General features: G+C 73.4%; 18 protein-coding genes. 12 read left to right on the forward strand and 6 right to left on the reverse strand.

Going from position 1 to position 24505, the window contains the following annotated elements; all coding sequences use genetic code 11:
* Nucleotides 1–238 precede the first annotated feature (238 nt).
* Genes ACZ4TR_RS13640 through ACZ4TR_RS13655 form a run of 4 tightly spaced genes read right to left on the reverse strand, consistent with a single transcriptional unit; the run spans nucleotide 239 to nucleotide 4236 of the window.
* On the reverse strand, nucleotides 239–1492 hold the full coding sequence (locus ACZ4TR_RS13640) for a glutamate synthase-related protein (protein ID WP_465287313.1): 1254 nt from the start codon (nucleotides 1490–1492) through the stop codon (nucleotides 239–241).
* Nucleotides 1489–2472 (reverse strand): asparagine synthetase A, encoded by a 984-nt coding sequence (locus ACZ4TR_RS13645; RefSeq protein ID WP_465287314.1) that lies wholly within the window; start codon nucleotides 2470–2472, stop codon nucleotides 1489–1491. Before ACZ4TR_RS13645 ends, ACZ4TR_RS13640 begins: the two co-directional genes overlap by 4 nt.
* Before the next feature lie 31 nt (nucleotides 2473–2503).
* On the reverse strand, nucleotides 2504–3754 hold the full coding sequence (locus tag ACZ4TR_RS13650; RefSeq protein WP_465287315.1) for a methylaspartate mutase: 1251 nt from the start codon (nucleotides 3752–3754) through the stop codon (nucleotides 2504–2506).
* On the reverse strand, nucleotides 3751–4236 hold the full coding sequence (locus ACZ4TR_RS13655; protein ID WP_364522061.1) for a cobalamin B12-binding domain-containing protein: 486 nt from the start codon (nucleotides 4234–4236) through the stop codon (nucleotides 3751–3753). Before ACZ4TR_RS13655 ends, ACZ4TR_RS13650 begins: the two co-directional genes overlap by 4 nt.
* A gap of 422 nt (nucleotides 4237–4658) precedes the next feature.
* Between ACZ4TR_RS13655 and ACZ4TR_RS13660 the strand changes: the two genes are divergently transcribed.
* The 10 genes from ACZ4TR_RS13660 (at nucleotide 4659) to ACZ4TR_RS13705 (ending at nucleotide 20735) form a co-directional block, all read left to right on the forward strand.
* Nucleotides 4659–7526 (forward strand): type 2 lanthipeptide synthetase LanM family protein, encoded by a 2868-nt coding sequence (locus ACZ4TR_RS13660; protein ID WP_465287316.1) that lies wholly within the window; start codon nucleotides 4659–4661, stop codon nucleotides 7524–7526.
* A gap of 35 nt (nucleotides 7527–7561) precedes the next feature.
* On the forward strand, nucleotides 7562–7741 hold the full coding sequence (locus tag ACZ4TR_RS13665) for a hypothetical protein (protein WP_284740826.1): 180 nt from the start codon (nucleotides 7562–7564) through the stop codon (nucleotides 7739–7741).
* A 46-nt stretch (nucleotides 7742–7787) separates the two neighbouring features.
* A complete protein-coding gene (locus ACZ4TR_RS13670) occupies nucleotides 7788–7970 on the forward strand; it encodes a hypothetical protein (RefSeq protein WP_284740827.1) in 183 nt (60 codons plus the stop codon).
* Between the two features lie 30 nt (nucleotides 7971–8000).
* Nucleotides 8001–8174: a hypothetical protein gene (locus ACZ4TR_RS13675; protein ID WP_360667758.1), complete on the forward strand. Its 174-nt coding sequence runs from the start codon at nucleotides 8001–8003 to the stop codon at nucleotides 8172–8174.
* Between the two features lie 68 nt (nucleotides 8175–8242).
* On the forward strand, nucleotides 8243–11134 hold the full coding sequence (locus tag ACZ4TR_RS13680) for a helix-turn-helix transcriptional regulator (RefSeq protein ID WP_465287317.1): 2892 nt from the start codon (nucleotides 8243–8245) through the stop codon (nucleotides 11132–11134).
* A 402-nt stretch (nucleotides 11135–11536) separates the two neighbouring features.
* Complete coding sequence (locus tag ACZ4TR_RS13685; protein WP_465287318.1) at nucleotides 11537–14668, forward strand: glycosylhydrolase-like jelly roll fold domain-containing protein; 3132 nt, start codon at nucleotides 11537–11539, stop codon at nucleotides 14666–14668.
* 55 nt (nucleotides 14669–14723) lie between these two features.
* Nucleotides 14724–15821, forward strand: coding sequence for a ferredoxin reductase (locus tag ACZ4TR_RS13690; protein WP_465287319.1), 1098 nt, complete (start codon nucleotides 14724–14726; stop codon nucleotides 15819–15821).
* Between the two features lie 16 nt (nucleotides 15822–15837).
* The gene (locus ACZ4TR_RS13695) at nucleotides 15838–17103 is read left to right on the forward strand and encodes a fatty acid desaturase family protein (protein ID WP_465287320.1); all 1266 of its coding nucleotides are present in this window, start codon (nucleotides 15838–15840) and stop codon (nucleotides 17101–17103) included.
* 86 nt (nucleotides 17104–17189) lie between these two features.
* Nucleotides 17190–19163 carry a hypothetical protein gene (locus ACZ4TR_RS13700; RefSeq protein WP_465287321.1) on the forward strand — a complete coding sequence of 658 codons (1974 nt, stop codon included), beginning with the start codon at nucleotides 17190–17192 and terminating at the stop codon, nucleotides 19161–19163.
* A 3-nt stretch (nucleotides 19164–19166) separates the two neighbouring features.
* A complete protein-coding gene (locus tag ACZ4TR_RS13705) occupies nucleotides 19167–20735 on the forward strand; it encodes a hypothetical protein (protein ID WP_364528871.1) in 1569 nt (522 codons plus the stop codon).
* Between the two features lie 33 nt (nucleotides 20736–20768).
* On the opposite strand, the gene ACZ4TR_RS13710 is transcribed toward ACZ4TR_RS13705, so the two are convergent.
* Nucleotides 20769–21914: an FAD-dependent oxidoreductase gene (locus tag ACZ4TR_RS13710; RefSeq protein ID WP_465287322.1), complete on the reverse strand. Its 1146-nt coding sequence runs from the start codon at nucleotides 21912–21914 to the stop codon at nucleotides 20769–20771.
* 93 nt (nucleotides 21915–22007) lie between these two features.
* Between ACZ4TR_RS13710 and ACZ4TR_RS13715 the strand changes: the two genes are divergently transcribed.
* A complete protein-coding gene (locus tag ACZ4TR_RS13715) occupies nucleotides 22008–22544 on the forward strand; it encodes a TetR/AcrR family transcriptional regulator C-terminal domain-containing protein (protein WP_465287323.1) in 537 nt (178 codons plus the stop codon).
* A 343-nt stretch (nucleotides 22545–22887) separates the two neighbouring features.
* On the opposite strand, the gene ACZ4TR_RS13720 is transcribed toward ACZ4TR_RS13715, so the two are convergent.
* A complete protein-coding gene (locus ACZ4TR_RS13720; RefSeq protein WP_465287324.1) occupies nucleotides 22888–23799 on the reverse strand; it encodes an NADP-dependent oxidoreductase in 912 nt (303 codons plus the stop codon).
* A gap of 78 nt (nucleotides 23800–23877) precedes the next feature.
* Here ACZ4TR_RS13720 and ACZ4TR_RS13725 point away from each other — a divergent pair.
* Nucleotides 23878–24505, forward strand: a 628-nt coding sequence (locus ACZ4TR_RS13725) for a TetR/AcrR family transcriptional regulator (protein ID WP_465287325.1), incomplete at its 3' end; no start/stop codon positions are given.

The raw sequence follows: 24505 nt of genomic DNA on the forward strand, positions 1-24505 counted from the left end.
TGGGCCGATCGCTTCTGCGCCGACCGCAAGCTTGGCCGCCGCAACTCCCGGTCCAGCTGCCGCAACACCCGATCGGGCTTCCACAACACCTGGCTCGGCCGTCGCCGCGCGCGGCTCGTCGACGGCAGTCACGACGCACCGCCGATCCCCGGCGCGCCCGACGTCTTGAATGAGTCATTCAGGTCTTCGGAGGTCCTGAATGACTCATTCAAGACCTTCGGACCCGCGAAGCCGCGCGTCATGACAGCACCTGCTCGCGCACCTGGTCCGCCTGGCCCGGGAACCACACGTCCTCGCGCGTCAGCGCGTCGGCGCGGTACTGGCCCAGCGCGCTCAGCAACATCCGCAGCTCCAGCGCCAGCGCCTCGGCGAACCGGACCAGCCCGGAAACCGGGTCCGTGTCCACGGCCAGCAGCGCAGCCCGGCCCAGGCCCGCCGCGCGGGCTCCCAGTGCCAGGACCTTCGCCACCCGTGTCCCCTCCCACATGCGGCCCGAGGCCAGCAGGCAGCCGGCCGGCGTGCCGATCCGCGTCAGGCACTCCGCCAACGGCAGCCCGACCGACGCGAAGGACAATGGGGCCCAGCCCGAGCCGCCCTCGGCCCCGTCGACCGTCACCGCCGACGCCCCCGCCGACCACGCCACCGAAGCCGCGGCACCCACGTCGCGGCCGGGTGGGAGCTTCACCCACACCCCGGCCCGCGGGAAGTTGTTGCGCATCAAGCGGATCTGCTGCCGGAGGATCTCGTCGGTGAACGTCCCCGGCGAACTGCTCCGCAGCACCTGCGAGCCCAACGACTGATCCACCGCATACATCGAAGCGAGCGAAGCCGCCACCGAAGGGTCGACCAGGGTCATCCCGCCGAGCCCCGGCTTCGCGCCCTGCCCGACCTTCAGCTCGAACGCCAGCCGCCCCGACTCCAGCAACGGCGCCGCCGACGGGTCCGAGTACACGAGGTTCCACACCTCCGCGTCGGCGTCCTCGGTGCTCTGCTGGACGACCACGCCGCCGAGCCCGTCGGGCACCGCGTCCGCGTACGCCCGCATCCGCTCCAGCAGCGTCCCGGCCGATTCCCCGCCGCCGCGGCCGTGGCCGTGCACCGGCACGACGTTCTCGCCGATCACCATCGGGATGCCGAGCCGCGCGGCCTGGGACGCAGCCGCCGCACCCAAGCCGGCCCCCGCGACCTGCGTCGACCCGAACGCCGACAGGTACAGCGGCAGCGAAGACTCGAACCCGCCGATCGACGCCGAAAGCGAGACGTCGCCGTAGAGCGGCTCGCGGCCCAGCTCGATCAGCTTCTCCAGCCGCCGCGGCACGAACACCGGCGGGACCAGCCGCGCCTCGTCCAAGACGTCCGACGAAAGAGAAGAAGCGTCGCCGAACAACGAAGTCCCGTAAGCCGAAGCAGGCGGGAACACCGCCGAGACACCGTGAAGGGCCCGCGCCCGGACGAGATCCTCCGGGAAACCCCCGGCGTGCAACGCGGTCACGGCGAGACCACCCCCGGCAGCTTCGGGAACGCCGTCGCCTGCCACACCGCGTCCAGCCCGGCGACGTACCGGGTGAACCGCTGCACCCCCAGGCCGAAGCCCGCGCTCGCCGGGATCCCGGTCCGCACCAGGTCGAGGTACCACGCGTACTTCGCCGGGTTCTCGCCCGTCTCCCGCATCCGCGTGACGATCCGGCCGTAGTCGTGCTCGCGCTCGCTGCCGCTGCACAGCTCGCCGTAGCCCTCCGGCGCGATGAGGTCGAAGTTGCGCAGAACACCAGGCGTGGAAGCGCTTTCGCGATCGTAGAACCCGCGCGAGCCCTTCGGGTAGTCGACGAGGAAGAACGGCCGCGCGTGCTTCTCCGACAGGATCGCCTCGCCCGCCCAGTCGATCTCGGCGTCCGCGCTCTGCGGGTGGCCGAGCTCGCGCAGGGTCTCGACGGCGGTGGTGTGCGACAGCCGGCCGAACGCGCCGCCGAGCAGGTCGGCGAACGCACCCGAGTCGCGGCCGAGCGCCTCCAGCACGTCCCCCGCCTCCTCGACGACGCGGCGCACCACGTGCGCCACCAGGTCCTGCAGCAGGTCGAGCACGTCGTCGCGGGACGCCCCGGCCACCTCGACGTCGAGCTGGTGGAACTCGGCGAGGTGCCGGCTCGTGTTCGCCGTCTCCAGCGGTTCCAGCCGCACGTTCGGCGCGACGTAGAAGATCTTCGGGAAGCCCAGCAGCGACGCCTGCTTGTACAGGATCGCGCTGGTCATCAGCTTGTACCGGTGGCCGTAGAAGTCGACGTCGACCTGCTTCGCGCCACGGCCGCCGGGGTCGGTGACAGGACCGATCACCGGGGGCAGCAGCTCGGTGAAGCCCCGGGCGCCGAGGAACGCGCGCGCCTCGGTGAGCATCTTGTGCTGGAGGCCCAGCACGTGCCGCGTGGTCTCCGAGGTCAGGTGCGTACGCGGGTCCGGCGGATCGGTGTACTCCATGGCGTTCTCACTCCCAGCTGGTCGGGACGGATCAGGACAGGACCGGGTCGAGCCTTCGGCGGTGGTAGGACAGGTCGGCGAGCAGCCGGGTCGCACTGACCCGGTCGTGGCCGCGGCGGCCGCCCAGCGCGGGCGGCAGCGGCATCCGGCCGGTGTGCCACCACTGCAGGCGGCCTTCGTCGTCGAGCACGCACCGGGTTTCGCCGCCGTTGTCGGGGTGCAGGCAGTACGGGACGTCGAGCAGGCCGCGCTCGAACGCCGCCGGCAGGGCCTCGGTCAGCGTCGGGGCGAGCGAACGCACCTCGTCGACGAGCCGCCGCGCCTGCGCGTACACCTCGGTGTCCTCTGATGTGAGGGCGGCCGGGGCGGGCTGGTCCAGGGCGGTGGCGTGGGCCAGCCGCAGGGCCTCGACGTTCTCTTCGACGGTCGGGATCCGGTGCGCTTCCGCGGTGGTCTTGACGATCAGCCGCTCGGTGCCGGTGCGCACGGCCAGCCGGACGCTCTCGGCGACCAGCTCCCGGGCCCCGGCCGCGGACTCCGGGAAGAGCCCCATGTAGGTGTAGAGCACCACGTGGTAGTCCACTGTGGACAGTTCTTCGGCGCAAAGCCGCCGCATCGCCCACAGCGCTTCGGCGTCCTGCTCCGGGTTGGTCTGCTGCGCGTAGCTGGCCGACACGCTGCGCACGCCGTGCTCGGCGAAGAACAGGCACTCCAGCACCGACAGCGCGACGAGCAGCCCCGGCGGGCACAGCTGGCCGAGCATGCAGCCGCCGAAGCTCTCCAGATGACACTCGACGGACTGTCCGGCCAGCAGCGACGCCGAGCGCGACCACGACTTCGCCGCCGTCCGCAGCGGCACGCTGCTGTAGGGCAGGCAGTAGGACACCGGCCCGCCTTCGGAGGCGTCGAGCCCGGCTTCGAGCATCGCGGCGAAGATGTCCTCGGGCTGCGCCGACCCGTGCCGCACCTGGACCGGGAAGCGCGGGCCGTACAGGCCGTCCACCAGTTCGGCGGTGGCGGCGGGGCCGAGCGCCACCAGCGGGTAGCCGTTGAGCGGGACACCGGAGGCGATCGACATGGCGGCGAGGTCGTGCTGCCCGGTGCGGGTGTAGCTGTCCAGGGTCACGGTGCCGACGGCCGGCACGCCGGCCTCGGCGACCGCGCGCAGCCCGCGGCGCATCGTGGCGGGGTCGGAGAACCCCATGCGCGGCTGGACGAGCAGCGTCCGGCGGCGCCGGTGCTCGGCCACGAAGCTGCTGAACACCGACCGGGCAGCGGTCACCGCAAGGTCCGGACGTTCGCCGCGACGAACTCGCGGAACGACTCGATCGCCTGGCCGGAGTCGCCGGCGCCGACGTGGAACACCGCGTCGTAGCCCAGCGCCAGCAGCTCGGTCTCCAGCTCGGCGTTGGCGTCGCCCTGGACGCCGAGCTTGCCGCCGATGACGGCGGGCAGGCCGGCCAGGCCGGTGTCGGCGCGCAGGGCGGAGATCACCCGGGCGCCGTCGACGTGGCCGTGGCCGTTGATGGTGCTGATCACCAGGCAGTCCGGCCGCTCGGCGCGGCACGCGGCCAGCAGCCGCTCCACCGGGACGCAGGCGCCGAGGTTGACCACCTCGTGCCCCATCTCCTCCATGATCAGCTGGAGGGCGACGAGGTTCCACATGTGCGAGTCGGACTGGACGCTGGACAGGACGAACTTGAGCGGGGGGCCCGCGGCCACGCCGGGCCCGTCGGGGGTCTGCTCGATCTGGAACGTGGTCATCGTGCGTCGCTCCCTGTGTGTTCGGGGAACGTCCGCGGGGCGAGCCGCGAACTTCTCACGACGAATCGTCATCGGCGGACGGCCGGCGCACATGGGTGCGGCGGCCCCGCATTCCGGCGCCGCTCCCGGCCCCTGGTCCGCCTCGCGCGCGGGCGACGCGGCCGCGCGCGCGACCGCGGAGTCCGGGGTGGCGGGGGTGCCCCGCACGGGGGATCGGCGACGCGGATGTCCTCGTCGGCCCCTACCGGGCCCGCCCGCCGAACGGCCCAGCCGCCACGTCCGTCCGGCGCAGTCGCGTCGTCCACGACCAGGCGTTTCGCCGCCCGCGCCCCCATGAACCCCCAGAACGCCCCCATACCGGGCGGGAATGCGGGCGTAGCACCCCCATGTAACCCACGTCACCCGCTGGCATGCTCGATCCCGTGATTCCCCCGCAGCCGAACCCGGCGACCACGACGCTCCCGTCCACCTGGTGGTCGGCGGCGCTGACCACGCAGGAGCGGCGCCCCGACGGCACCCGCCCCGCGTGGGTCGACTTCGCGGAAGCCGCACTTTCACGGGAAAGTGCGGTCCCGGAAGCGGCACTTTCCCGTGGAAGTGCGGCTTCGGCGCACTGGCGCGCTGCCTTCGCCTCCGTGTTCCGTCCCTTCACCGACGCGGCCCGCGCCGCGATCGCCGGCGCCGCAGCGGCTTCGCCCGCCGTCGACGCCACCGCGGTCGCCGACGGCTGCGCCGCACGGCTGGGCCACCAGCTCGCCGGGCTCGCCGCCCGCACGCTGGTGCTGGAGCTGGGCCGGGCCCGGCGCGCGGAGGTCCTCGCGGGAGAAACCGCCGAAGAGCGCTTCGCCGACTTCGTCCGGCAGACCGGAACTCCGGGCGGACTCACCGACCTGCTGCACCGCTACCCCGTGCTCGCCCGGCTCGCCGCGCAGGCGGCCCTGCACGCGATCGAGTCGGTCACCGAGCTGCTCGACCGCTTCGCCGCCGACCGCGCCGCCCTCACCGCGTTCACCGGCGCCGACGCCGGCGTCCTGGTCGAGATCAGCGGCGGCACCGGGGACGCCCACCAGCGCGGCCGCTCGGTCCGCGAACTGCGGTTCGCCGGCGGCGCGCGCGTCATCTACAAGCCCCGCCCGCTCGACCTGCACGCGGCGTTCACCGGCCTGGTGGACTGGCTCAACCCGCGCGTGCCCGGTCTCGAGCTGCGCACGGTCGACGTCCTGGTGCGCCCCGGCTACGGCTGGCTCCGCTTCGTCGAGCACCGGCCGTGCGCCGATCTCACCGAGGTGGACCGGTTCTACCGCCGCCAGGGGGTGCTGCTCGCCCTGCTGCACGCCCTCGACGGCACCGACGTGCACTTCGAGAACATCATCGCCGCCGGCGACCAGCCTGTGCTGATCGACATCGAAACGCTCTTCCAGCCGGTGCTGCCGGCCGAACAGCTCGACGTCGACCCGGCCGCCGAGCTGCTCACCCGGTCGGTGCACCGGACCTTGCTGCTGCCGCAGATGATCGTCGGCGAGCACGGCGCGGTCGACATCTCCGGCCTCGGCGGCGGCCGCGCGGCGGCCCCGGCGCTCACCCGCGTCGACTGGCTCGACGCCGGCACCGACCGGATGCGGCTGACCCGGGTGCCCGGCGGAATCGGCACCGGCGTCAACCGGCCCGCCCTCGGCGGCGCCGACGTCGAACCGGCCGAGCACGGCGCCGCGCTGCTGGCCGGCTTCCGCGCCGGCTACGACGCGATCGCCGCCGGCGCGGCGGAGTTCACCGCCCTGCTGGACCGCTGCGCCGGCGCGGGGATCCGTGTCCTGGTCCGCCCGACCAGCTTCTACACGCGGCTGCTCGACGAGACCACGCACCCGTCGCTGCTGGCCGACGCCGACGCGCGCGACGACGCGTTCGGGCTGCTGCACGACGACAGCACCGACGACGTCCGCCGCGGGCTCGTCGCCGCCGAGCTCACCGACCTGTGGGCGGGCGACGTCCCGATGTTCACCGGCCGGCCCGGGTCCGCGGACCTCTGGGACGCCGACGGGAACCGCCTTTCCGGGCTGCTCGCCGAACCGCCGCTCGAGACGGTGCGCGCGAAGGTCGCCGGGATGACCACGATCGACCGCCGTGACCAGGAATGGCTGATCTCCGCGGCGCTGGCCACCCGCCCGGCGGCCGAGACGCACGCGGGCACCGGGGTCACCGACCGCGTCCTGCCGAGCAAGAGCCCCGAACCCGCGCACCTGCTTTCGGCCGCGTGCGGCGTCGCCGACGCGATCATCGCCCGGGCGTCCTCGGCCGCCGGCCGGGTCAACTGGGTGGGGCTGGAGCTCGTCGACGAGAAGTACTGGACCGTGCTGCCGATGGGTGCCGGGCTCGGCGAGGGCTACACCGGCGTGGCGCTGTTCCTCGCCCAGCTGGCCGAGCTGACCGGCATCGACCGCTACCGCGACCTGGCCGGGAAGGCGCTTTCCGGCCTGCCGCGGCTGGTGTCGGCGCTGGAGGCCGATCCGGACCTCGCCGCCGCGGCCGGGCCCGGCGGGCTGCTGGGCCTCGGCGGCGTCGCCTACGCCACGGCCCGGCTCGCCCGGCTGCTCGACCGGCCGGACCTGCTCGACCTGACGGCCCGCACGGTCGCCGTGCTGCCACCGCCGACACCCGAGACGTCGCCGCGCTACACCACCGGGCTGGCCGGCGGCCTGGTCGCGCTGCGCTCGGTGGCGACCCAGACCGGGCTCGCCGAAGCCACGCTGCTGGCCGACGCCTACGCGGCCGAGCTCGCCGTCCGCTCCCTCGACCCCGACCTCGCCGACCCCGGGTTCGCGCACGGCGCGGCCGGCGTCGACTGGGCCCTCGCCGGGTACCCGCGGGAGACCGCGACCCTGCCGCCCGCGAAGGCCGCCACCGGGCACGGGTGGTGCTCCGGCCTGGCCGGGCAGGTGCTGGCCTACGCCGGCCAGCCCGCGGTGCTCGGCGGCCTCGACGAGCAGGTCGCGCGGCTGGCCGCGCAGGACCCGCTGCGCGACCTCAGCCTCTGCCACGGCGAAACCGGCATCACCGACGTGCTCGGCTTCCTCGCCGAGACCGGTCATCTCGGCGCCGCCGCCGCGGTCGCCACCCGCACCGGGCAGCTGCTCACCGCCGTCGAACAGGACGGCGCGCGCTGCGGCACCCCCGACGGCGTCCCGTCCCCCGGCCTGCTGACCGGCCTGGCCGGCATCGGCTACGGCCTGCTGCGCCTCGGCTTCGGCCCCCGCGTCCCGTCCGCCCTGCTCCTGCAACCCCCGACCCGCTGATCCGTACCCGTCCCCACCCGAGGAGAGAACGACCGATGCCCGAAACCACCGCCGAGACCGTCGAAGCCACCGTCGGTGCCCTGGTGCTCCCCCGCGCGACCCGCTGCGGTGCCCGCAACCAGGCGCTGGCCGGCACCCGGCCCCGGCTCTCCGGGATGACCCTCGAGACGCTCGGCGGCCCCACCGTCGTCACCAACGGCACCTTCGCCCTCTGACGTCCGTCCCCCGGCCCCGATCGCGACAGAAAGCGGAGAACACGCCATGAGCGAGCACGACTTCATCGGCACGGACAACCCCATCGGCGACCCCACCCTCCCGGCGCCGACCCGGACCGGCGCCCGCAACCGCGCCCTCGCCGGCCGGACCGCGCGGCTGAGCCACAACGGCGCCGACACCCTGGACATCACCCCCGTCTTCACCGTCAGCATCGCTTTCCCCCAGTAGCCCCGCACTACCGAGAGTGGAGCCACCCGCATGACCGAGCACGACTTCGCCGGCACCGACAACCCGATCGGCGACTTGACCCTCCCCCGGACCTCCCGCACCGGCGCCCGCAACCACGCGCTGTCCGGCAAGGCGGCGCGGGTGAGCCAGAACTCGCTGACCACGATGGACATCACGGTCGTCACGGGCGGCTTCACCGAATAGTGAGACACCCCGGGCGTCGGTAATTCGACCTACGTCCGGAGGGCGCCCATCCGGTTATAGTGACCGCGATGGGCATCCGGTCGACGCGTCTCATCGGACGCGACAGGGAGCTCGGCGCACTGTCGGAGGCTCTGGAGAAGGCCCGCACCGACCACGGTGGGGCCTTCTTCCTTGTCGGCGAAGGCGGGATCGGGAAATCCCGGCTCGCCGCCGACATCGCCTCGCGGGCACTGGCGACCGGGCTCCCGGTGCTACGCGGACGGGCCAGCTCGATCGGCCCGATGGTGCCGTTCCGGCCGCTCGCCGAAGCTCTGCTTTCGCACTTCCGCGGCGGCCTCCCGCCCGCCGCGCCCGAGCTCGACCCGCTCGTGCCGGTGCTCGCCCGGCTCGTGCCCGACTGGTACCGCGGCGACCGGCCGCACGACAACGGCAACCTCCTGGTCCTGGCCGAAGCGGTGTTCCGGCTGCTGTCGGTGGCGGGCCGCGAAGGCGGCTGCCTGATCGTGCTGGAGGACCTGCACAACGCCGACGCCGAAACGCTGTTCATCGTCGAGTACCTCGTCGACAACCTGGCGTCCAGCCGGGTCATGCTGATCGGCACCCTGCGCGGCGAACCCGGTGAGGCGCTGCGGCTGGCGACCGCGGCGGCGCAGCGCTCGTCCAGCCACACCTTCGAACTGGCCCGGCTCGACGCCGAGCGCACCCGCGAGTTCGCGGCCGCCTGCCTGGAGACCGAGCCGGCCGCGGTCCCCGCCGAAGTGGCGAACCTGTTGTGGCAGAACAGCGAAGGCGTCCCGTTCGTCGTCGAGGAGCTGCTGCACGGCATGCTCGGCGACGGCCTGCTCGTCGGCGGGGCGGGCGGCTGGCAGGTCGTCGGCGAGCTGCAGGCGCGCGTGCCGGAGGCGCTGATCAGCAGCATCGCCACCCGCGTCGACGCGCTCGGGCCCGACGGCGAAACGCTGCTTTCGGTGGCCGCCGTGCTGGGGCGGCGGTTCCCGCTGTCGGTCGTGCAGGCGGTCACCGACATGGACGACCGCATGCTGCACAACCACATCAGCGCGAGCGTCGCCGCGCACCTCGTCACCACCGACGAGACCACCCCCGGCTGGTACGCCTTCCGCCACCCGCTGACCGCCGAAGCCCTCCTGGCCCGGCTCGTGCCGTCGACGAAGGCGAACCTGGCGCGCCGGGCCGCCGACGCCGTCGAACTCCTCCACCCCGGCCTGCCGGGCGAACTGTGCGCGCTGGCCGCGGCGCTGCGGCTGACGGCGATGGACCACCCCGGTGCCGGGCGGCTGTTCGCCGAGGCCGGCCGCCGCGCGCTCGACGGCGGCGCGGCCGACACGGCGGTGACCATGCTGACCCGCGCCGTCGAGCTGCTGGCCACGGCGAGCCCCGACGACCGAGCCGACGCTCTGGAGTCCCTGCTGCACGCGCTGGGGCAGACCGGGCAGTTCGACCGGGCCGTCGAGTTCTCCGCCCGCTTCGCCGAGATCGGCCGGCTGGAGCGGGCCGTCGACCTGCACATCCAGCTGGCGTGGGCGGCCTACATCGGCGGGCGGCACGACGAGTGCCTCAACCAGATCGAGCAGGCCCGCGCCCCGCTCGGCGGCGAGATCACCGAAGAGCAGAAGGCGGGCCTGGACGCCGTCGAAGCGACGCTGTGGCTGGACATCCCCGGCCCGTCCCACACCGAGCGGGCCCGGAAGCTGGCCGAGCAGGCGTGGGAGGTCGCCGAGCGCGCCGGCGTGCCGTTCGTGTCGTGCCAGGCGCTGCAGGTCCTCGGCATGGTGGCGCTGGAGACGGACCTGGCCGAAGCCGAGCGCTACCTGCAGCTGGCGCGGCGGCTGGCCGAACAGCACCAGCTGACGCACCTGCGCACCCAGGTTCTCGTGCGCCTGGGCGGGCACCGGATGCTGGCCGAGGGCGACGTCCGCACGTTCGACCTGGCCCGCGCGGAGGCCCAGCGCACCGGCGCGATCACGCTGACCTGCGCGGTCGACGCGAGCCGCGCGGTGCACGCGGCGATGCGCGGCGAGTTCGCGCAGGCCGAAACGATCCTCGACGAGAACCTCGCGGTGCTCGGCCGGCTCGGCCTGGTCGCGCTGCTGCAGTACACGCACATGACGCGCGCGATGGTGGCCGCCCACCAGGCGGACCGGCCGCGGATGGAACGCGCGCTCGAGGAGTTCCGCGCCGAGGGCGGCGCCGGAGCGCAGGAGCTCGTGCTGAGCGTCGGGCTGGCCCAGGTGTTCTGTTCCCTGCTCGAAGAGGACGCCGAACGCGCCCGCCGCGAGCTGGACCAGGTGCTGGCCCTGGAGGAGCGGCAGCCGAGCCGCTTCCACCTGGCCGGCCAGCACGGCCTGCGGCTGCTGGTCGAGGCGCTCGACGGGACGGAGCCGGAGGTGGCCCGGCCCCCGACGGCGGTGAGCGGGATGCGCTGGAACCGCCAGTTCGTGCTGCTGGGCGACGCGGTCCGCCACGGCCGCGCGGGTGCACCGGACCAGGCCGACGCGGCGGTGTCGGCGGCGATCGAGGCTGCGGCCCCGTTCCCGGTGAGCAGGCACCTGGGCCTGCGCATGGTGGCGGAGTCCGCCTCGGCCGACGGCTGGGGCGACCCGGTGACGTGGCTGAAAGAGGCCGAGGAGTACTTCCACCAGGCGGAGGTGACGGCGGTGGCGAGCGCGTGCCGCGGCCTGCTCCGCAAGATCGGCGCCCCGGTCGGCCAGCGCCGCACGGGCTCCGACCGCCTCCCGGCGAGCCTGCGGTCGGCGGGGGTGACGGTGCGCGAGTACGAGGTGCTGCAGTTGCTGGCGGACAACATGGGCAACAAGGAAATCGCCCGCCGCCTGCACATTTCGCCGCGCACGGTGGAGAAGCACGTGGCGAGTTTGATGGCGAAGTCGAACCTGCAGAACCGGGGCGAGTTGACGGAGTACGCGCGCAACACGCCGCACTAGGCCGGCGGCTAGTCGGTTGCCGCTCGCTCGGGGCCCCCTCCGATGCAGTGAATGACTCATTCCTGGCGTCCGGCGCCAGGAATGAGTCATTCACTGCAGCTCACCTCGCCCGCCCGGATTCGGCGAACTCGGGGTTCGCCTCGGCTCGGCAAACGTCTTGAATGAGTCATTCAGGACCGCCGAAGACCTGAATGACTCATTCAAGACACCGCCCACGCTCTTCGGCGACGGGCTCTCGGCGACCGAGGCGGCGCCGGCCGTTCACCCCGGCCGCCGTCGGCAAGGCCCGGCGCGGGTGCCATCGTCCACTTCGGACAAGCCCGCGCGGCCGAAGCGGCCTCCGCCGAAGCGGGCTTCCCCGCCGGCCGCTTCGCCGACCCGCGGCCCGACTCGCGCCCCACCGTGCTGTGGTTCTGGAACGGCACCGTCACGCCGGACCTCGTCGCCGCCGGGCTCGCCGACCTGCGCGGCCAAGGCGTGTACGAAGTCCTGCTCTTCCCCTTCGAGACCGCCGCCCTGAAACCCGCCTTCTTCAGCGAAGAGTGGTTCTCCGTCATCGAATTCGCCTTGCGCGAGGCCCAGCGCCACGGCATGCACGTCTGGCTCTTCAACGACGACTACTTCCCCAGCGGCCGCGCCGGCGGGCTCGTCGTCGACGGCGGGACCGTCGGCGGCCGCGTGTACCCGCCGCGGCCGGATCTGCGGCTCAAGGGCGTCGGGCACCAGGTGCTCACGGTCACCGGCGGCGGCCCGGTGCCGCTGGCCAGCCGCGGACTGTCCGTTTCGGACGGCCGGCTGCTCGTCGACGCGGCCGCCCGCGACGGCGTCACCTTGCTGCGGCAAGGCGCCCAGTGGCAGGACTACGACGTCGAAGCGAAGGTCCGCGTCGAGAGCGCGACCGCGGGCCTGATGGTGCGCAGCGCCGGCGAGGGCGACGGCGTCCTCGCCGACCTGCGGGCCGACGGCGCCGTCGACGTCTGGCAGCAGACCGGCGGCTCGTTCACCCTCGTGCGGAGCGGCACCCCCGTCCCGGGCTTCGACCCGGGTGCGGACCACGTCCTGATCGTGGAAGCAAGGGGCACGCACCTCACCGTGACGCTGGACGGCACCGCGCAGGCCCCGGCCGACATCGCCTTCGCCACCGGCCGCGTCGGCGTGCGCGCGGTGGCGAGCCAGCGGTCCTCCTGGGACCGGCTCACCGTCCGCGACCCCGCCGGAACCGTGCTGTACGACGAAACCTTCGACACCGCCGCCGCGCTCGACGCCTTCGACCTGCCCGCCGGCGGCCTGCCGCTGGTCGCCGCGACCGCCCGCCCGGCGGGCTCGGCCGACCCGCGCTCGCTCGTGGACCTCACGAAAGAGGCGCGCGCGGGCGGGACGTGGACGCCGCCGGCCGGGCGGTGGCAGCTGGACCTGTTCACCGTCCGCCCGCTGAGCACGCCCACCGGCTCCGGCCGCGCCTACCTGGACCTCTTGGACGACGAAGCGGTGCGGCTGTTTCTCGACGCCGTGCCCGGCGAGTACGTGCGCCGCTTCCCGTGGGCGGCGAAAGCGGTCCTGCGCGGCTTCGCCGACGACGAGCCCTACCTGGCCTCGGCGTACGGTCCCTTCGACACCGTCCCCTGGTCCCCCACCCTCGACGCCGAGCTGGGCCGGCTCGGGACGTCCGCCGGGATCGCCCTGACCGCGGTGCACGACGACCTCGGCGCGGACGGGCTCCGCCTGCGCGGGCTGTTCTGGCGCGCGGTGAGCAACCGGTTCGCGGCCGCCTACTACCGCACCCAGGGCCGGTGGATGGCCGACCACGGCCTGAAGCTGATCTCGAACCCGCTCTGGGACGAATACGGCCCGGGCGAGCAACTCCAGAGCTCGGGCAACCTCAACGCGAACAACCAGTGGGCGCAGGTGCCGGGCACCGACCTGATCTTCGACCACTACCAGCGCGGCTACCACCGCACGCTGTCGCGCTTCCCGGCCAGCACCGCGCACCAGCTGGGCCTGGAGCGGGTGTACCTCGAAGCCATGGGCGGCACCGGGTGGACGGTGACCCCGGCGTTCGTCCGCGAGGTCGTCGGCGCGTTCGCCGTGCGCGGGGTCAACCACACGCTGCTGCACGCGCGGTTCAGCGACGAGAACCAGGTCGTCTACCCACCGCCGTTCCAGCCCGCCAACCCGTGGTGGCCCGTGTCGGCGCCGCTGAACGACTGGATCGGCCGGCTGATGGAAGCGTGCCGCGCGCCGGCCGTGGCGCGGACCGCGCTGCTGCAGCCGCAGCGCGCCGCGGAGTCCACTCAGGACACCCCGGCGATGGCCGGGCTCGACACCGCGTTCCTGACCACCGCGCACGCACTCGAAGACGTCCAGGTGGACTTCGACTTCCTCGACGAGGGCGCGCTCGACGCCGATCCCGCGCTGCTGGTCCACGCCCGGCCGAGCGGGCCGAAGCTGGTCGCCGGGCAGCAGGCGTACCGGATCGTCGTGGTGCCGGCGACGCCGGTCCTGGCGCTCGGCGCGGTGCGGACGCTGACCCGGTTCGCCCGCGGGGGCGGCGTCGTGGTCGTCACCGGCGCACCACCGGCCCGCGAAGCCGGTGGTGACGACGCCGGCCTGCGGGCCGCCCTCGCCGAGCTGTTCGCGACGCGCTCGGTGACGCGGGCGGACGGCCCGGGTGCGGCCGCGGCCGCGGTGGTCACGGCCGGCGGCGCGGCGGCCGCGCTGGACCCGCCGCACGCCGACATCCGGGTGCTGCGCCTGGAAAGCCGGGGCGAGCAGGCGTTCGTCGTGGTGAGCGAACGCGCCGACGCCGTCGAGCTGACCGCGACGTTCCCGGCGGCCGGAACGCCCGAGGTGTGGGACCCCGACACCGGGGCGGCGGCCCCGGCGGGCGTCTGGCGGACGGCCGGGGCCGGCACGGCGGTCTCCCTGCGGCTGGAGCCGAAAGCCGCGCTGCTGGTGGTCTTCCGCGGCGGGCGGGAGCCCTTGCACGCGGTGTCCGCCTCGGCGCCGGTGGAGCGCATCGACGGGCACGGCGCGATCGTGCGGGCGGCAGGCCCGGGCCGCATCACCGTCGGCGCGACGGACGGCGCTCGCGACTACCGGGGCACCGCAACCGTTTCCGACCCGCTCGCACCCGTCCCGCTCGGCGGCGACTGGACGTTCCGGTTCGACCGGCCGGGCGCGCCGTCGACCCCGCGCGCGCTCGGCTCGTGGACCGAAGTGGACCCCGCGTATTCCGGATCCGCCTGGTACGAAACGGAAGTCGACGTGCCCGCCGTCGCGGGCCGGCGGTGGACGCTCGACCTCGGCGAGGTCCACGAGGTGGCCGAAGTGGAGGTCAACGGCCAGGCCGCCGGGTCACGGCTGTGGGCGCCGTACCGGGTCGACGTGAGCGCCACCCTGCGGCCCGGGCGCAACCGCGTCCGGGTGCGGGTCACGAACACGGGCGCCAACGCGCGGGGGCAGGTGCTCGCGTCCGGTCTGCTCGGGCCGGTGATTCTGCGCCCGCATCGGCTCGTCACCGTGCCGTTGACTTAAACGTTTCACACCACTCGACGTGCGAGTTGAGTGCACGTATGTACACTCAACGGGCATGGCTGAAGTGGGAATGCGTCCCCCGGCGTCGCCACTGCGACGGCGGGCCCTGCGTGCGCTGCGCTGGCTCTTCACTCCCCTGCGCCCGGACGACTACCTCGAGCTGATCAACCCCCTGTGGTCGACCCGGGAGCTGCGCGGCCGAGTCGAACGCGTCGAGCCCGAGCGGGGCGGCGCGGCCACCGTGCTGATCCGGCCGGGCTTCGACTGGGTCGGGCACCGGCCCGGGCAGTACGTGCGGCTGGGCGTCGTCATCGACGGCGTCCACCACTGGCGCGCGTACTCGCTGACGTCGAGCCCGGACCGCCCCGACGGGCTCATCGCGGTCACCCCCAAGAAGGTCGACGGCGGGGTGGTCTCACCGTTCCTGGTCGAGCGGGTCCACCCGGGGGAGGTCGTGCGGCTCGGCGAGATCGAAGGGTCCTTCACCCTGCCGGCGCGGCTCGACCGCGGCCTGCTGTTCGTCACCGCCGGCAGCGGCATCACGCCGGTGATGAGCATGCTGCGCCACCTCGGCCCGGGCCCCGGACTGCGCGACGTCGTCCACGTGCATTCGGCGCGGGACGCGGACGGGGTCACCTTCGGCGACGAGCTGGCCACCCTCGAAAAGCAGCACGAGGGTTTCCGCCTGGAGCTGCGCATCACCGGCCGGGACGGCCGGTTCACCCCCGGCGACCTGGACACCCTGTGCCCGGACTGGCGCGAGCGCGAAACCTACGCCTGCGGTCCCGGCGAGCTGCTCGACGCGCTGCAGGCGCACTGGAAACGCCACGGCGACCCCGGCCGGCTGCACCACGAGCGGTTCCAGCCGATCGTCGGCGGCGCGGACGCCGAGGGCGCGGGCGGCACCGTGCGGTTCGCGCACCGCAACCTCGACGCGGACTGCCCGCCGGGCACCCCGATCCTCGTCGCGGGCGAGAACGCGGGCGTCGACATGCCCTTCGGCTGCCGGGTCGGGGTGTGCCACACGTGCGTGCTGCCGATCCGGGAAGGCCGGATCCGGGACCTGCGCACGAACGCCGTCAGCGAGAAGCACAACGAGATCGTGCGCACCTGCGTGCACGGTGCCGAAGGCCGGGTCACGGTCGAACTCTGAACGGAGAAAGGAACCCATGACTGCCCCCACGCACCCGTTCGCCCACCTGAGCGAGGACCAGCTCGTCGAACTCGCCCGCGAGTTCGACGCCATCCACGACCAGGTGCGCGCCGACCTGGGCGAGCGCGACCGCCGGTACATCAAGGGCGTCATCCGGCTGCACCGCCAGATCGCGGTGGCCGGCCGGGCGCTGCTGCTCGGCTCCCGGTCCAAGGCAGCCTGGACGGCGGGCACCGGCTGCCTGGCGATCGCGAAGATCCTGGAGAACATGGAGATCGGCCACAACGTGCTGCACGGCCAATGGGACTGGATGAACGACCCGTACATCCATTCGTCCACTTGGGACTGGGACACCGCTTCGACCGCGGCGGCGTGGAAGCACTCGCACAACTACATCCACCACACGTACACGAACATCCGCGGCAAGGACAAGGATCTCGGCTACGAGATCATGCGCATCGACCCGCACCAGAAGTGGCACCCGGCGTACCTGGCGCAGCCGCTGTACAACCTGCTGCTGATGGCGTTCTTCGAGTGGGGCGTCGCGGTGCACGACCTGGACGTCGAAGCCATCCGCGCGGGCGAGAAGCCGATGAAGGACGTGTGGCACGACATCAAGGGCATCTCGGGCAAGGCCCGCGACCAGATCCTGAAGGACTACGTCGGCTGGCCGCTCGTGAGCGCCCTCGCCGCGACCGCCGTCGGGCGGCTCCTGCGTCCCGAGCCGCGTTCCCGGGCCCGGGTGCTGGCGGACCGGGCGCGCGGCCGGCGCCGCCGGGGCGCGGTGCGGGCCCAGCTCGCGGCGGTGCGTGCGGAGGGCGGCGGCACGTTCGCGGCGACGTTCTGGGCCGACTTCACCGCGAACATCATCCGCAACCTGTGGGCGCACTCGATCATCTTCTGCGGCCACTTCCCCGACCAGACGTACACGTTCAGCCAGGAGGAGGTCCGCGACGAAACCCGCGGCGGCTGGTACGTCCGCCAGCTCGTCGGCGCGGCGAACATCACCGGCTCACCGCTGTTCCACCTGCTGAGCGGCAACCTCGGCTACCAGGTCGAGCACCACCTGTTCCCGGACATGCCCAGCAGCCGGTACGCGGAGATCGCCCCGCGGGTCCGCGACATCTGCCGGCGCTACGGCCTGCCGTACAACACGGGCCCGCTGTCCAAGCAGCTCGGCACGGTCCACCGCACGATCCTGAGGCTGGCGTTCCCGGGCGGGAAGGTCCGCCCGAAGCCCGGCCCCTACCCGGGTGACAAGGAGCTGCGCCGCGCCGCCTGAGTACCGGCCGGGCGGGTGGTGCGACCATTCGGGCAATAGCTTCATTTCGCTCGTATCAACTCGCCCCACCTCCTACTCTCACTGGTGTGGACGGCATCGAGAGTCTCCGGCACGCGATCGAGACGATCCCCATTCCCGGCGCCCCGCCCCGGCTGTCGCGGCAGGGCGCGGCCGTCGGGCTGGCGCTGCTGGACACCTCGCTGCGGCTCAACCACGTGCGCCGGCTGACCGAGCGGCTGACCGTCGTCGAACACGGCACCGCCCGGCGCAGCACCGAGGTCGACGTCAGCCTCAAGCTCCTCGACGAAGGACAGCGCCAGGCCACCGCGCAGCTGCAGGACCTCATCGGGCAGGAACACGGCGAGCGGGCGGCATCGCGACCCGCCCGGCAGCGGTCCCTGTGGGTGCCGCTGGCCCGGCTGCCGCGCCGCGACGTCTCCCCCGTCGACGTCTTCGACAGCGCCGGGCAGAAGCTGCCGCGGCTCACCCAGCACGAGGCGTCCCGGCTGGTCGCCGCCGGGCTCTACCGGCTGCTGCGCGGGATCCTCGCCGGCGACGAGAACGCCCAGACCGCCAAGCACGAGCTCAACACGTTCCTGTTCCAGGTGCACGAACCGCGCTGGCTCATCCAGCAGGCGCTGCTGACACTGCTCACCGAACGGAATCACCCGGAAGAGGAGTTCGCCCTCGCCCCGGCCGGCGGCACGGTGCCCGGCTACGGGCGGCAATGCCGGGAACTGGCGCTCGACATCCTCTCCGGCTGCGCGGACCTGCTCGTCGAATACGCGTACCTGCTGAACGTCGCCGTCCGCGACTACATGCTGGTGGTGGCGCTGGACGACTCGGTCGAGGAACACCGGCTCAGCTACGAGACCCCGCTGCACGTCGACGCCCGGCAGCCCGTCGCGAGGGAGCAGTGGCGGCGGCTGGCCTCGAGCCGCCGCGGTTACGTCGTGAGCTACGAGACCATGATCCCGGCGACGCTGAAGTCCTACCACCTGGTGGCCGGCACCGCGCCGGAAGCCGAGATCTCCCGGATGTACCTGTCCACCGACGCCGACCAGCACCAGGTCGACGGCCTGGCCGAAGACCTGCTCTCGCTGGCCGAACGCCAGGACGCCGCGCCGCTGCAGGAGGCCGACGGCGCCCGGCACAAGATCCTCGAGCTGCAGGCGCAGACCGTGCTGCGGCGGCTGGCTGACCTGCTGCGCCGCCGCAAGTGGGAGGCCGGCCAGTCCGGCGTGGAGCTGTCCCCGCGCAGCCTGCCCGCCTGCCACCGGCTCGCCGCCGCGGCCACCACGGGCGAGGCGGTGCGGACCGACGTGGGCGAGCTCGACAACTCGCTGCGGCGGCACCCGGAGTTCACGGCCGCGAACCTCCGCGAGGCCGCGCGGGAACTGACCGAGCGGGAGTTCGGGCAGGACCTGGTCCTCGTCAACGGCATCGCCGACAACGAGGCGCGGGCGTACTGGCGCCGCTCCGGCGGCCGCGACCCGCGCGGCGACCACGTCCGGATCCGCGCCACGCTCGTCCTCAAGGACTCCACGAAGTCCGGCCCGCTCAACGTGACGTTCTACGCGCTGGCCGTCGCGACCGTGTCGTTCGTGCTCGGCTGGCTGCTGGTGGGCAGCCCGTGGCCCTACGGCCGGGCCGCCACCGAGGCGCTCGGCCACATCGGCGACGGCCAGTCGGTGATCACGATGTTGCTGCTGCTGCCGGGTTTCCTCTACAGCCGCCTGTCGCTGCCGCCGCGGCGCACCGTGCTCGGGTACCTCGGCACGCTGCCGCAGGCGCTGGTCCAGCTGAGCATCGCGGCCATCGCCGGGTTCGCCGCGGCCGTCGCGACGCAGAGCCGCGGCGAGGTCGTCCAGGTCGCCCTCACCGTGGCGGTCGCGCTGCCGGTGCTCGCCGCGCTCGTGCTGTTCGGCCAGGCGTCCTGGCGCGAATCGGCGACCCCGCTCTCGCGCATCGGGGCGCCGAGGTGGGCGGGCTCCGGTGCCTGGGACCGCCGCAAGCCCCTCGAGGCCGACGTGCGGTTCGACTCGTCCGGGGGGTGGTGAAGGGTGCGCACCCAGCGGATCTCCGTGCGGAACGTGGCCGACCTGGCCCGGGCCGGCTTCGAGATCGCGCGGCAGCCGGTGACCCAGGTGGACTTCGAAGTGCACCACGCGGTGGCCCGCCACGGCTACCTGCGCGAACTCGTCTCCGCCGGCTCCGAGAGCACGGTCTTCCTGGAGACGCTGTGCTCGGCCACGAACGGCGCCGGCGTCGTGATCGGCACCCGCACCCGCAAGCCCCTGGACGGCACCGAGGTCGTCGAGCGCGTCGACGGCCACCAGCCGGCGGAACGCCCGCAGGAGAGCTCGGGCGGCTGGGTGTTCCACCAGACGACCTCGCCCAACCCGACGTTCATCTACGAGTCCGCGCAGCGGTTCGAGGGCCTGATCGCGATCGACCCGGGCGCGCGCGAGGTGAGCGAGTGGCACGGCCTCGCCATCCGCGACCTCGTCCGGGAGATCTCCGACGCCGCGTCCTCGCTCATCGACGCGCCGCTGCTGTCGCTGCAGTGCCCGGCGCAGCTGCCGCTCGTCGTCAAGACCCGCAACCACGACCTCCGCACCCGCAAGGAGATCGCGTCGCCGTGCGCGTCGCTGGCCGTCCGGTTCGCGATCGCGCTGCGGGACGCGTCCGCGGCCGCGCGGTTCGAGCTGGCCGACCGGTTCCGGGAGCTGTGCGAAAAGCACCGGTACAGCTTCTGGCTCGCCGACACGCGGCCGGGACACCGGCAGGGCAACTGGTTCGAGGTCTACCACGCCGACGGCGAGTTTTCCCCGCTGTACAAGGGCGATCTCCGGTCCCGCCAGCGGATCGGCGCGGTCCTGCCGGTGACGTTCGTCGGGCCGGCGCGGGTCGGCTCCACGAACGCGATCGCCGCGTTCCTCCAGCGCTACCCCCAGGTGGGGGTGGTCGGCTGCGCGGCCACGACGCTGTCGGACGTCGCGTTCGTCCACCTGCAGCTGGCGATCCACGGCGTGGCCACCGACCGGCTGAACCGCATCCTCGGCAAGCTGCTCGGCGAGGCCACCACCCCGGCCCGGCCGCACAAGCTGCTGCGCGAGCTGTTCAAGCGCCTCGGCCTGCCACCCGACCCCGACGGGCCGGGCCCGTCCGCGAAGGACCCGACCAGCGACTACCAGACGTTCACCGGTCCCGCGTTCGCCTACCGCCCGTTCCAGATGCCCGACTGCATGGCGGTGTGGGTGTCGTGGGAGATCGCCCGCCAGCACCGGGGGCTGGCCGCCCCGCTGGACTGCCTCTACCGCGCACTGGCCCAGGTCGCGCCCCGGGTGTCGCCGGACACCACCGGCTCGGCGGGCGATCTGGCCACCGTCGAGTACCTCATCTGCCGCGCGACCGAGCAGTCCGTGGTGCGGGGCAAGGCGAAGCTGGCGGTCCCGAAGTCGGTCCTGCGCCAGTTCTCCTCGGGCGGGGTCGAGCTGCCCGCGTCCAAGCTGTGCGCGGCGCTGGAGGAGGCGTGGAAGGCCCACGTGGACCAGTCCGGTGTGGACGGGGTGAGCGAGCTGACGGTGGCGTGGCGCGAATCCTGGCTGGGTCACTGGACCTACTCGTAGCCCGGCTCGCCGGGGGCAGCCGTCGATCTTCGTTCAGCGCGCTTCCCCCGCGGCCGGGACGAACCTGCGCAGGGCCTGCTTGCCCACCTCGACCGCCGCGTTCCCGCGGTCCAGCAGGTCTCGCTGGTACCGCTCCAGTGCCGGGAGCAGGTCCTCCCGGCCCCGGTCGACCTCGGCCAGCCGCGCGCTCAGCCGCACGGCGTTCTGCATCGCGGTGACGGCCCCGTTTCCGCCGCTGGCCAGTGTCTGGTGCGCGGCGTCCCCCAGCAGCGTCACGCGGCTCACCGGCCACGGCGGCATCGGGCGGTCGAAGACCTTGGAGCGGCCGACGGCGCTCAGGTCGGCGCTTTCCACCAGCGCCCGGAGATCGGGATGCCAGCCGTCGATCAGCTCCAGCACCAGTTCGCGGGCGTCCTCCCGGGCCGGCCCGGCGGCCACCGGGTGGTCCGGCGGGACCAGCAGCACCCACCGCACGTAGCTTTCCCGCCGCGGCACGGGCAGCCCGGGAACGAGCTCGGCGGCCGCTTCCGCCGGCTGCCGGTCGAAGTCCATCCGGCCCAGCATCAGCGTGACCGCCGGCCCCTTGACCATGGTGCCGCGCCCGGGGACGAGCCGGCGGAAGCGGTCGGTGGCCGGGGTGCGGCCCATCGCGCCGCACAGGTCGGCGTCGACGAGCCGGACCTCGGGCACCACCCGGCGGCGCACCACCGAGTTCCCGCCTTCTGCGCCGACCAGGACGTCACCCGTCGCTTCCGTGCCGTCGGCGAAGAAGGCGGTGACGGTCTCCTCATCTTCCGTGAAGCTCTTGAGCCGCTTTTCGAAGGAGACCCGGTCGCCGAGGTCGCCGAGCAGGATCTGCCGCAGCACCTGCCGGTCGAACGCCCTCGACTCCTCCGGCCCGGGCAGGTCGCTGCTGAGCAGCGTGAGCTGTTCGTCGAAGAGCAGTCCCGGCCCGGTCAGGCTGCCGCTGGTGGCTTCGGCGAGGGCGTAGAGCCGCGGCGGCAGGCTCTCGCGCAGGGCGTCCATCGCCGGCGGCGCGAGGCCGATCCGGTAGCCCTGGGTGCGTTCGCCGGTGCCGTCGTCGGCCTCGAACACGCGGACGTCGAGGCCCGCGCGGACCAGGGCGTGCGCGAGCGTCAGCCCGCCGAGTCCGGCGCCGATCACCAGAATCCGTGTCATCGTGATCCCCCATCTCCAGGTGAACAACGTTCACGTGTACATTGTTCACGTAGGCGGGTCAGGACTGTCAAGCCCGGGTTTCGGAGGACTTTCGTGGGGCAGCGGCGCACCGAGGTACTGCAGGCGGCGATCGAGCTGCTCGACGAGGCCGGCTTGGACGCGCTGACGATGCGCCTCCTGGCGAGCCGGCTCGGGGTGCGCGCGAGTGCGTTGTACCGGCACTACCCGAGCAAGCAGGCGCTGCTGGACGCGATGGTGGCTTCGCTGGTGGGTCCCGCTTCGGCGCTGCCGGCCGACGCGCCCTGGGAGGAACTGCTGCGCGGCGCGGCCTCGGGCATGCGCGACGTGATGTTGTCCCACCGCGACGGCGCCCGCCTCATTTCGGGCTTCCACGACCCGGGCCCCGAGGCGATCGCGGTGTTCGAGAACCTCGTCGAGGCATTGGCCGGCGCGGGTGTCACGACGGAGACGGCGACGGTCGCGGTCGACACGGTGCTGGCTTACGCCAACGGTTTCACGACCGAGGAGCAGGCGCGGAAGACCGGGTGGCCCAGGGAGGAGCGCGACCGCGCTTTCGGCGCCGGGCTCGACTTGATCATCACCGGCATCAAGGGGTCACTGCCGTCGTGAGGCCGGCCCGGGCCCGGCAAGGTCGGCAGGCCCGGTTGGCAGGCCCGGTTGGCAAGCCCAGTCAGCAGGCGTGGTTGGCAAGCCCAGTCAGCAAGCCCGGCCAGCAAGCCCGGTCTGCAGGCCGGTCAGCAGGCCGGTCAGCAGGCCGGTCTGGCCAGACCGGCCAGACCGGCCAGACCGGCGCCGGTCGGCCAGACCGGCGCCGGTCGGCGTGGCGGCCCCCGCAAAAGGTCTCCGGCGAGAGCCCCGGGCCCGCGCGAGGCCACTTTCCGATGCAGTGAATGACTCATTCCTGGCGTCCGGCGCCAGGAATGAGTCATTCACTGCGTTCGAACCCGAGCCGTCACAGCGTCAGCACGATCTTGCCGTGGACGTGGCGGCCCGCCTGCAGCTCCACCGCCTCACGGACCTTCTCGATCGGGAAGGCCGCGGCGATCGGCACGACGACGTCCCCGGCGAGGATCGCGTCGGTGATCTCCTTCATCGCGTCCGGGCCCGCGTCGACGCCGCCGGTCGCGCGCACGCCGCCGGGTGGGTTCGGGCCCGCCGCGATCGTCGAGATCCGCTCGGGTGGGATGCCGAGCTCGAGTGCCGCCGACGCCGTTTCGGTGCCGAACAGGTCGGTTGCCGCCGTCGGGGCCGAGGCGCGCACCCGGTCCGCCAGCCCGGGGCCGTACGCGATCGGCGACGCACCGAGCTGACGCAGGAAGTCGAACGTCCCCTCCCCCGCGGTGCCGATCACCCGGGCACCCGCGAGCCTCGCCAGCTGGACGGCGAACACGCCCACCCCGCCGGCGGCGCCGCCGATCAGGACCGTGTCGCCCGGCCGCACGTCGATCGCCGCCAGGGCGGCGGCCGCCGTCATGGCCGCCACCGGGAGTGTGGCCGCCACCTCGTCGGGGATGCCGTCGGGCGTCGGCCAGAGGGTCTCGGCGGGGGTGGCCACCACCGTGAAGTCCGCCGCGGCGCGCGCCATCACGCCGCCGAAGACTCGTTGGCCCACAGTGAAACCGGTGGCACCGGGGCCGACCTCGTCGACGACTCCCGCCAGGTCGTAGCCGAACCCGGCCGGTACCGCCACGCCGAACCGCGCCGCCAGCTCGGGATTCGCCGCCAGGCCGCCGTCCATCGGGTTCAGTCCCGCGGCCGCCACCCGGACGCGGATCTCGCCCGGCCCGGCATGCGGCTCCGGGACCTCCCGCAGCTCCAAGACCTCGGGACCGCCGAACTTCTCGTAGATGACAGCGCGGCTCATGAGCCACCTCCAGAGTGATGAGACTTGGTCCCATCACCGTACACGAGCTGACGGGACCAAGTCCCGTACACTGGGTTCATGGCCCGCTGGCAACCCCACGCCTCCGACCGGCTCGTCGTCGCCGCGCTCGAGCTCTTCGAGGAGCGGGGCTACGAAAACACCACCGTGATCGAGATCGCCGAGCGCGCCGGGCTGACGAAGAGCACCTTCTTCCGGCACTTCCCGGACAAGCGCGAGGTGCTCTTCGGCGGCGACACGATGGCCGGGCTGCTCGCCGCCGGGATCGCCGACGCGCCGGCCGGCGTTGCCCCGCTCGAAGCCGTGGCCCACGCCCTCGACGCCGTCGGCCAAGCAGCCTTCACCGCCGAGCGCCGCGAGTTCAGCACCCGGCGGCGGGCGGTCATCGCCGCCAACCCCGAACTGCGGGAACGCGAGGCACTGAAAGGACTCGGGCTCACCGCGGCGATGACCGAAGCCCTCGAACGCCGCGGTGTGCCCGATCCCGCGTCCCGCGTGGCCGCCCAGCTCGGCGCGCTCGTGCTGACGATCGCCTACGAACGCTGGAGCGAACCGGGGGGGGGGGGGGGGGGGGGGGGGGGGGGAGGAGAGGGGGGGGGGGGGGGGGGGGGGGATGGGGGTGAGCGCGACAGCGCTCAGAGCCGGCAAGGTCCGGGTGGCGCGTGCGGAGCCCCCTCCGCGGCACGCC

It is taken from the genome of Amycolatopsis sp. NPDC028719, from assembly GCF_055565395.1.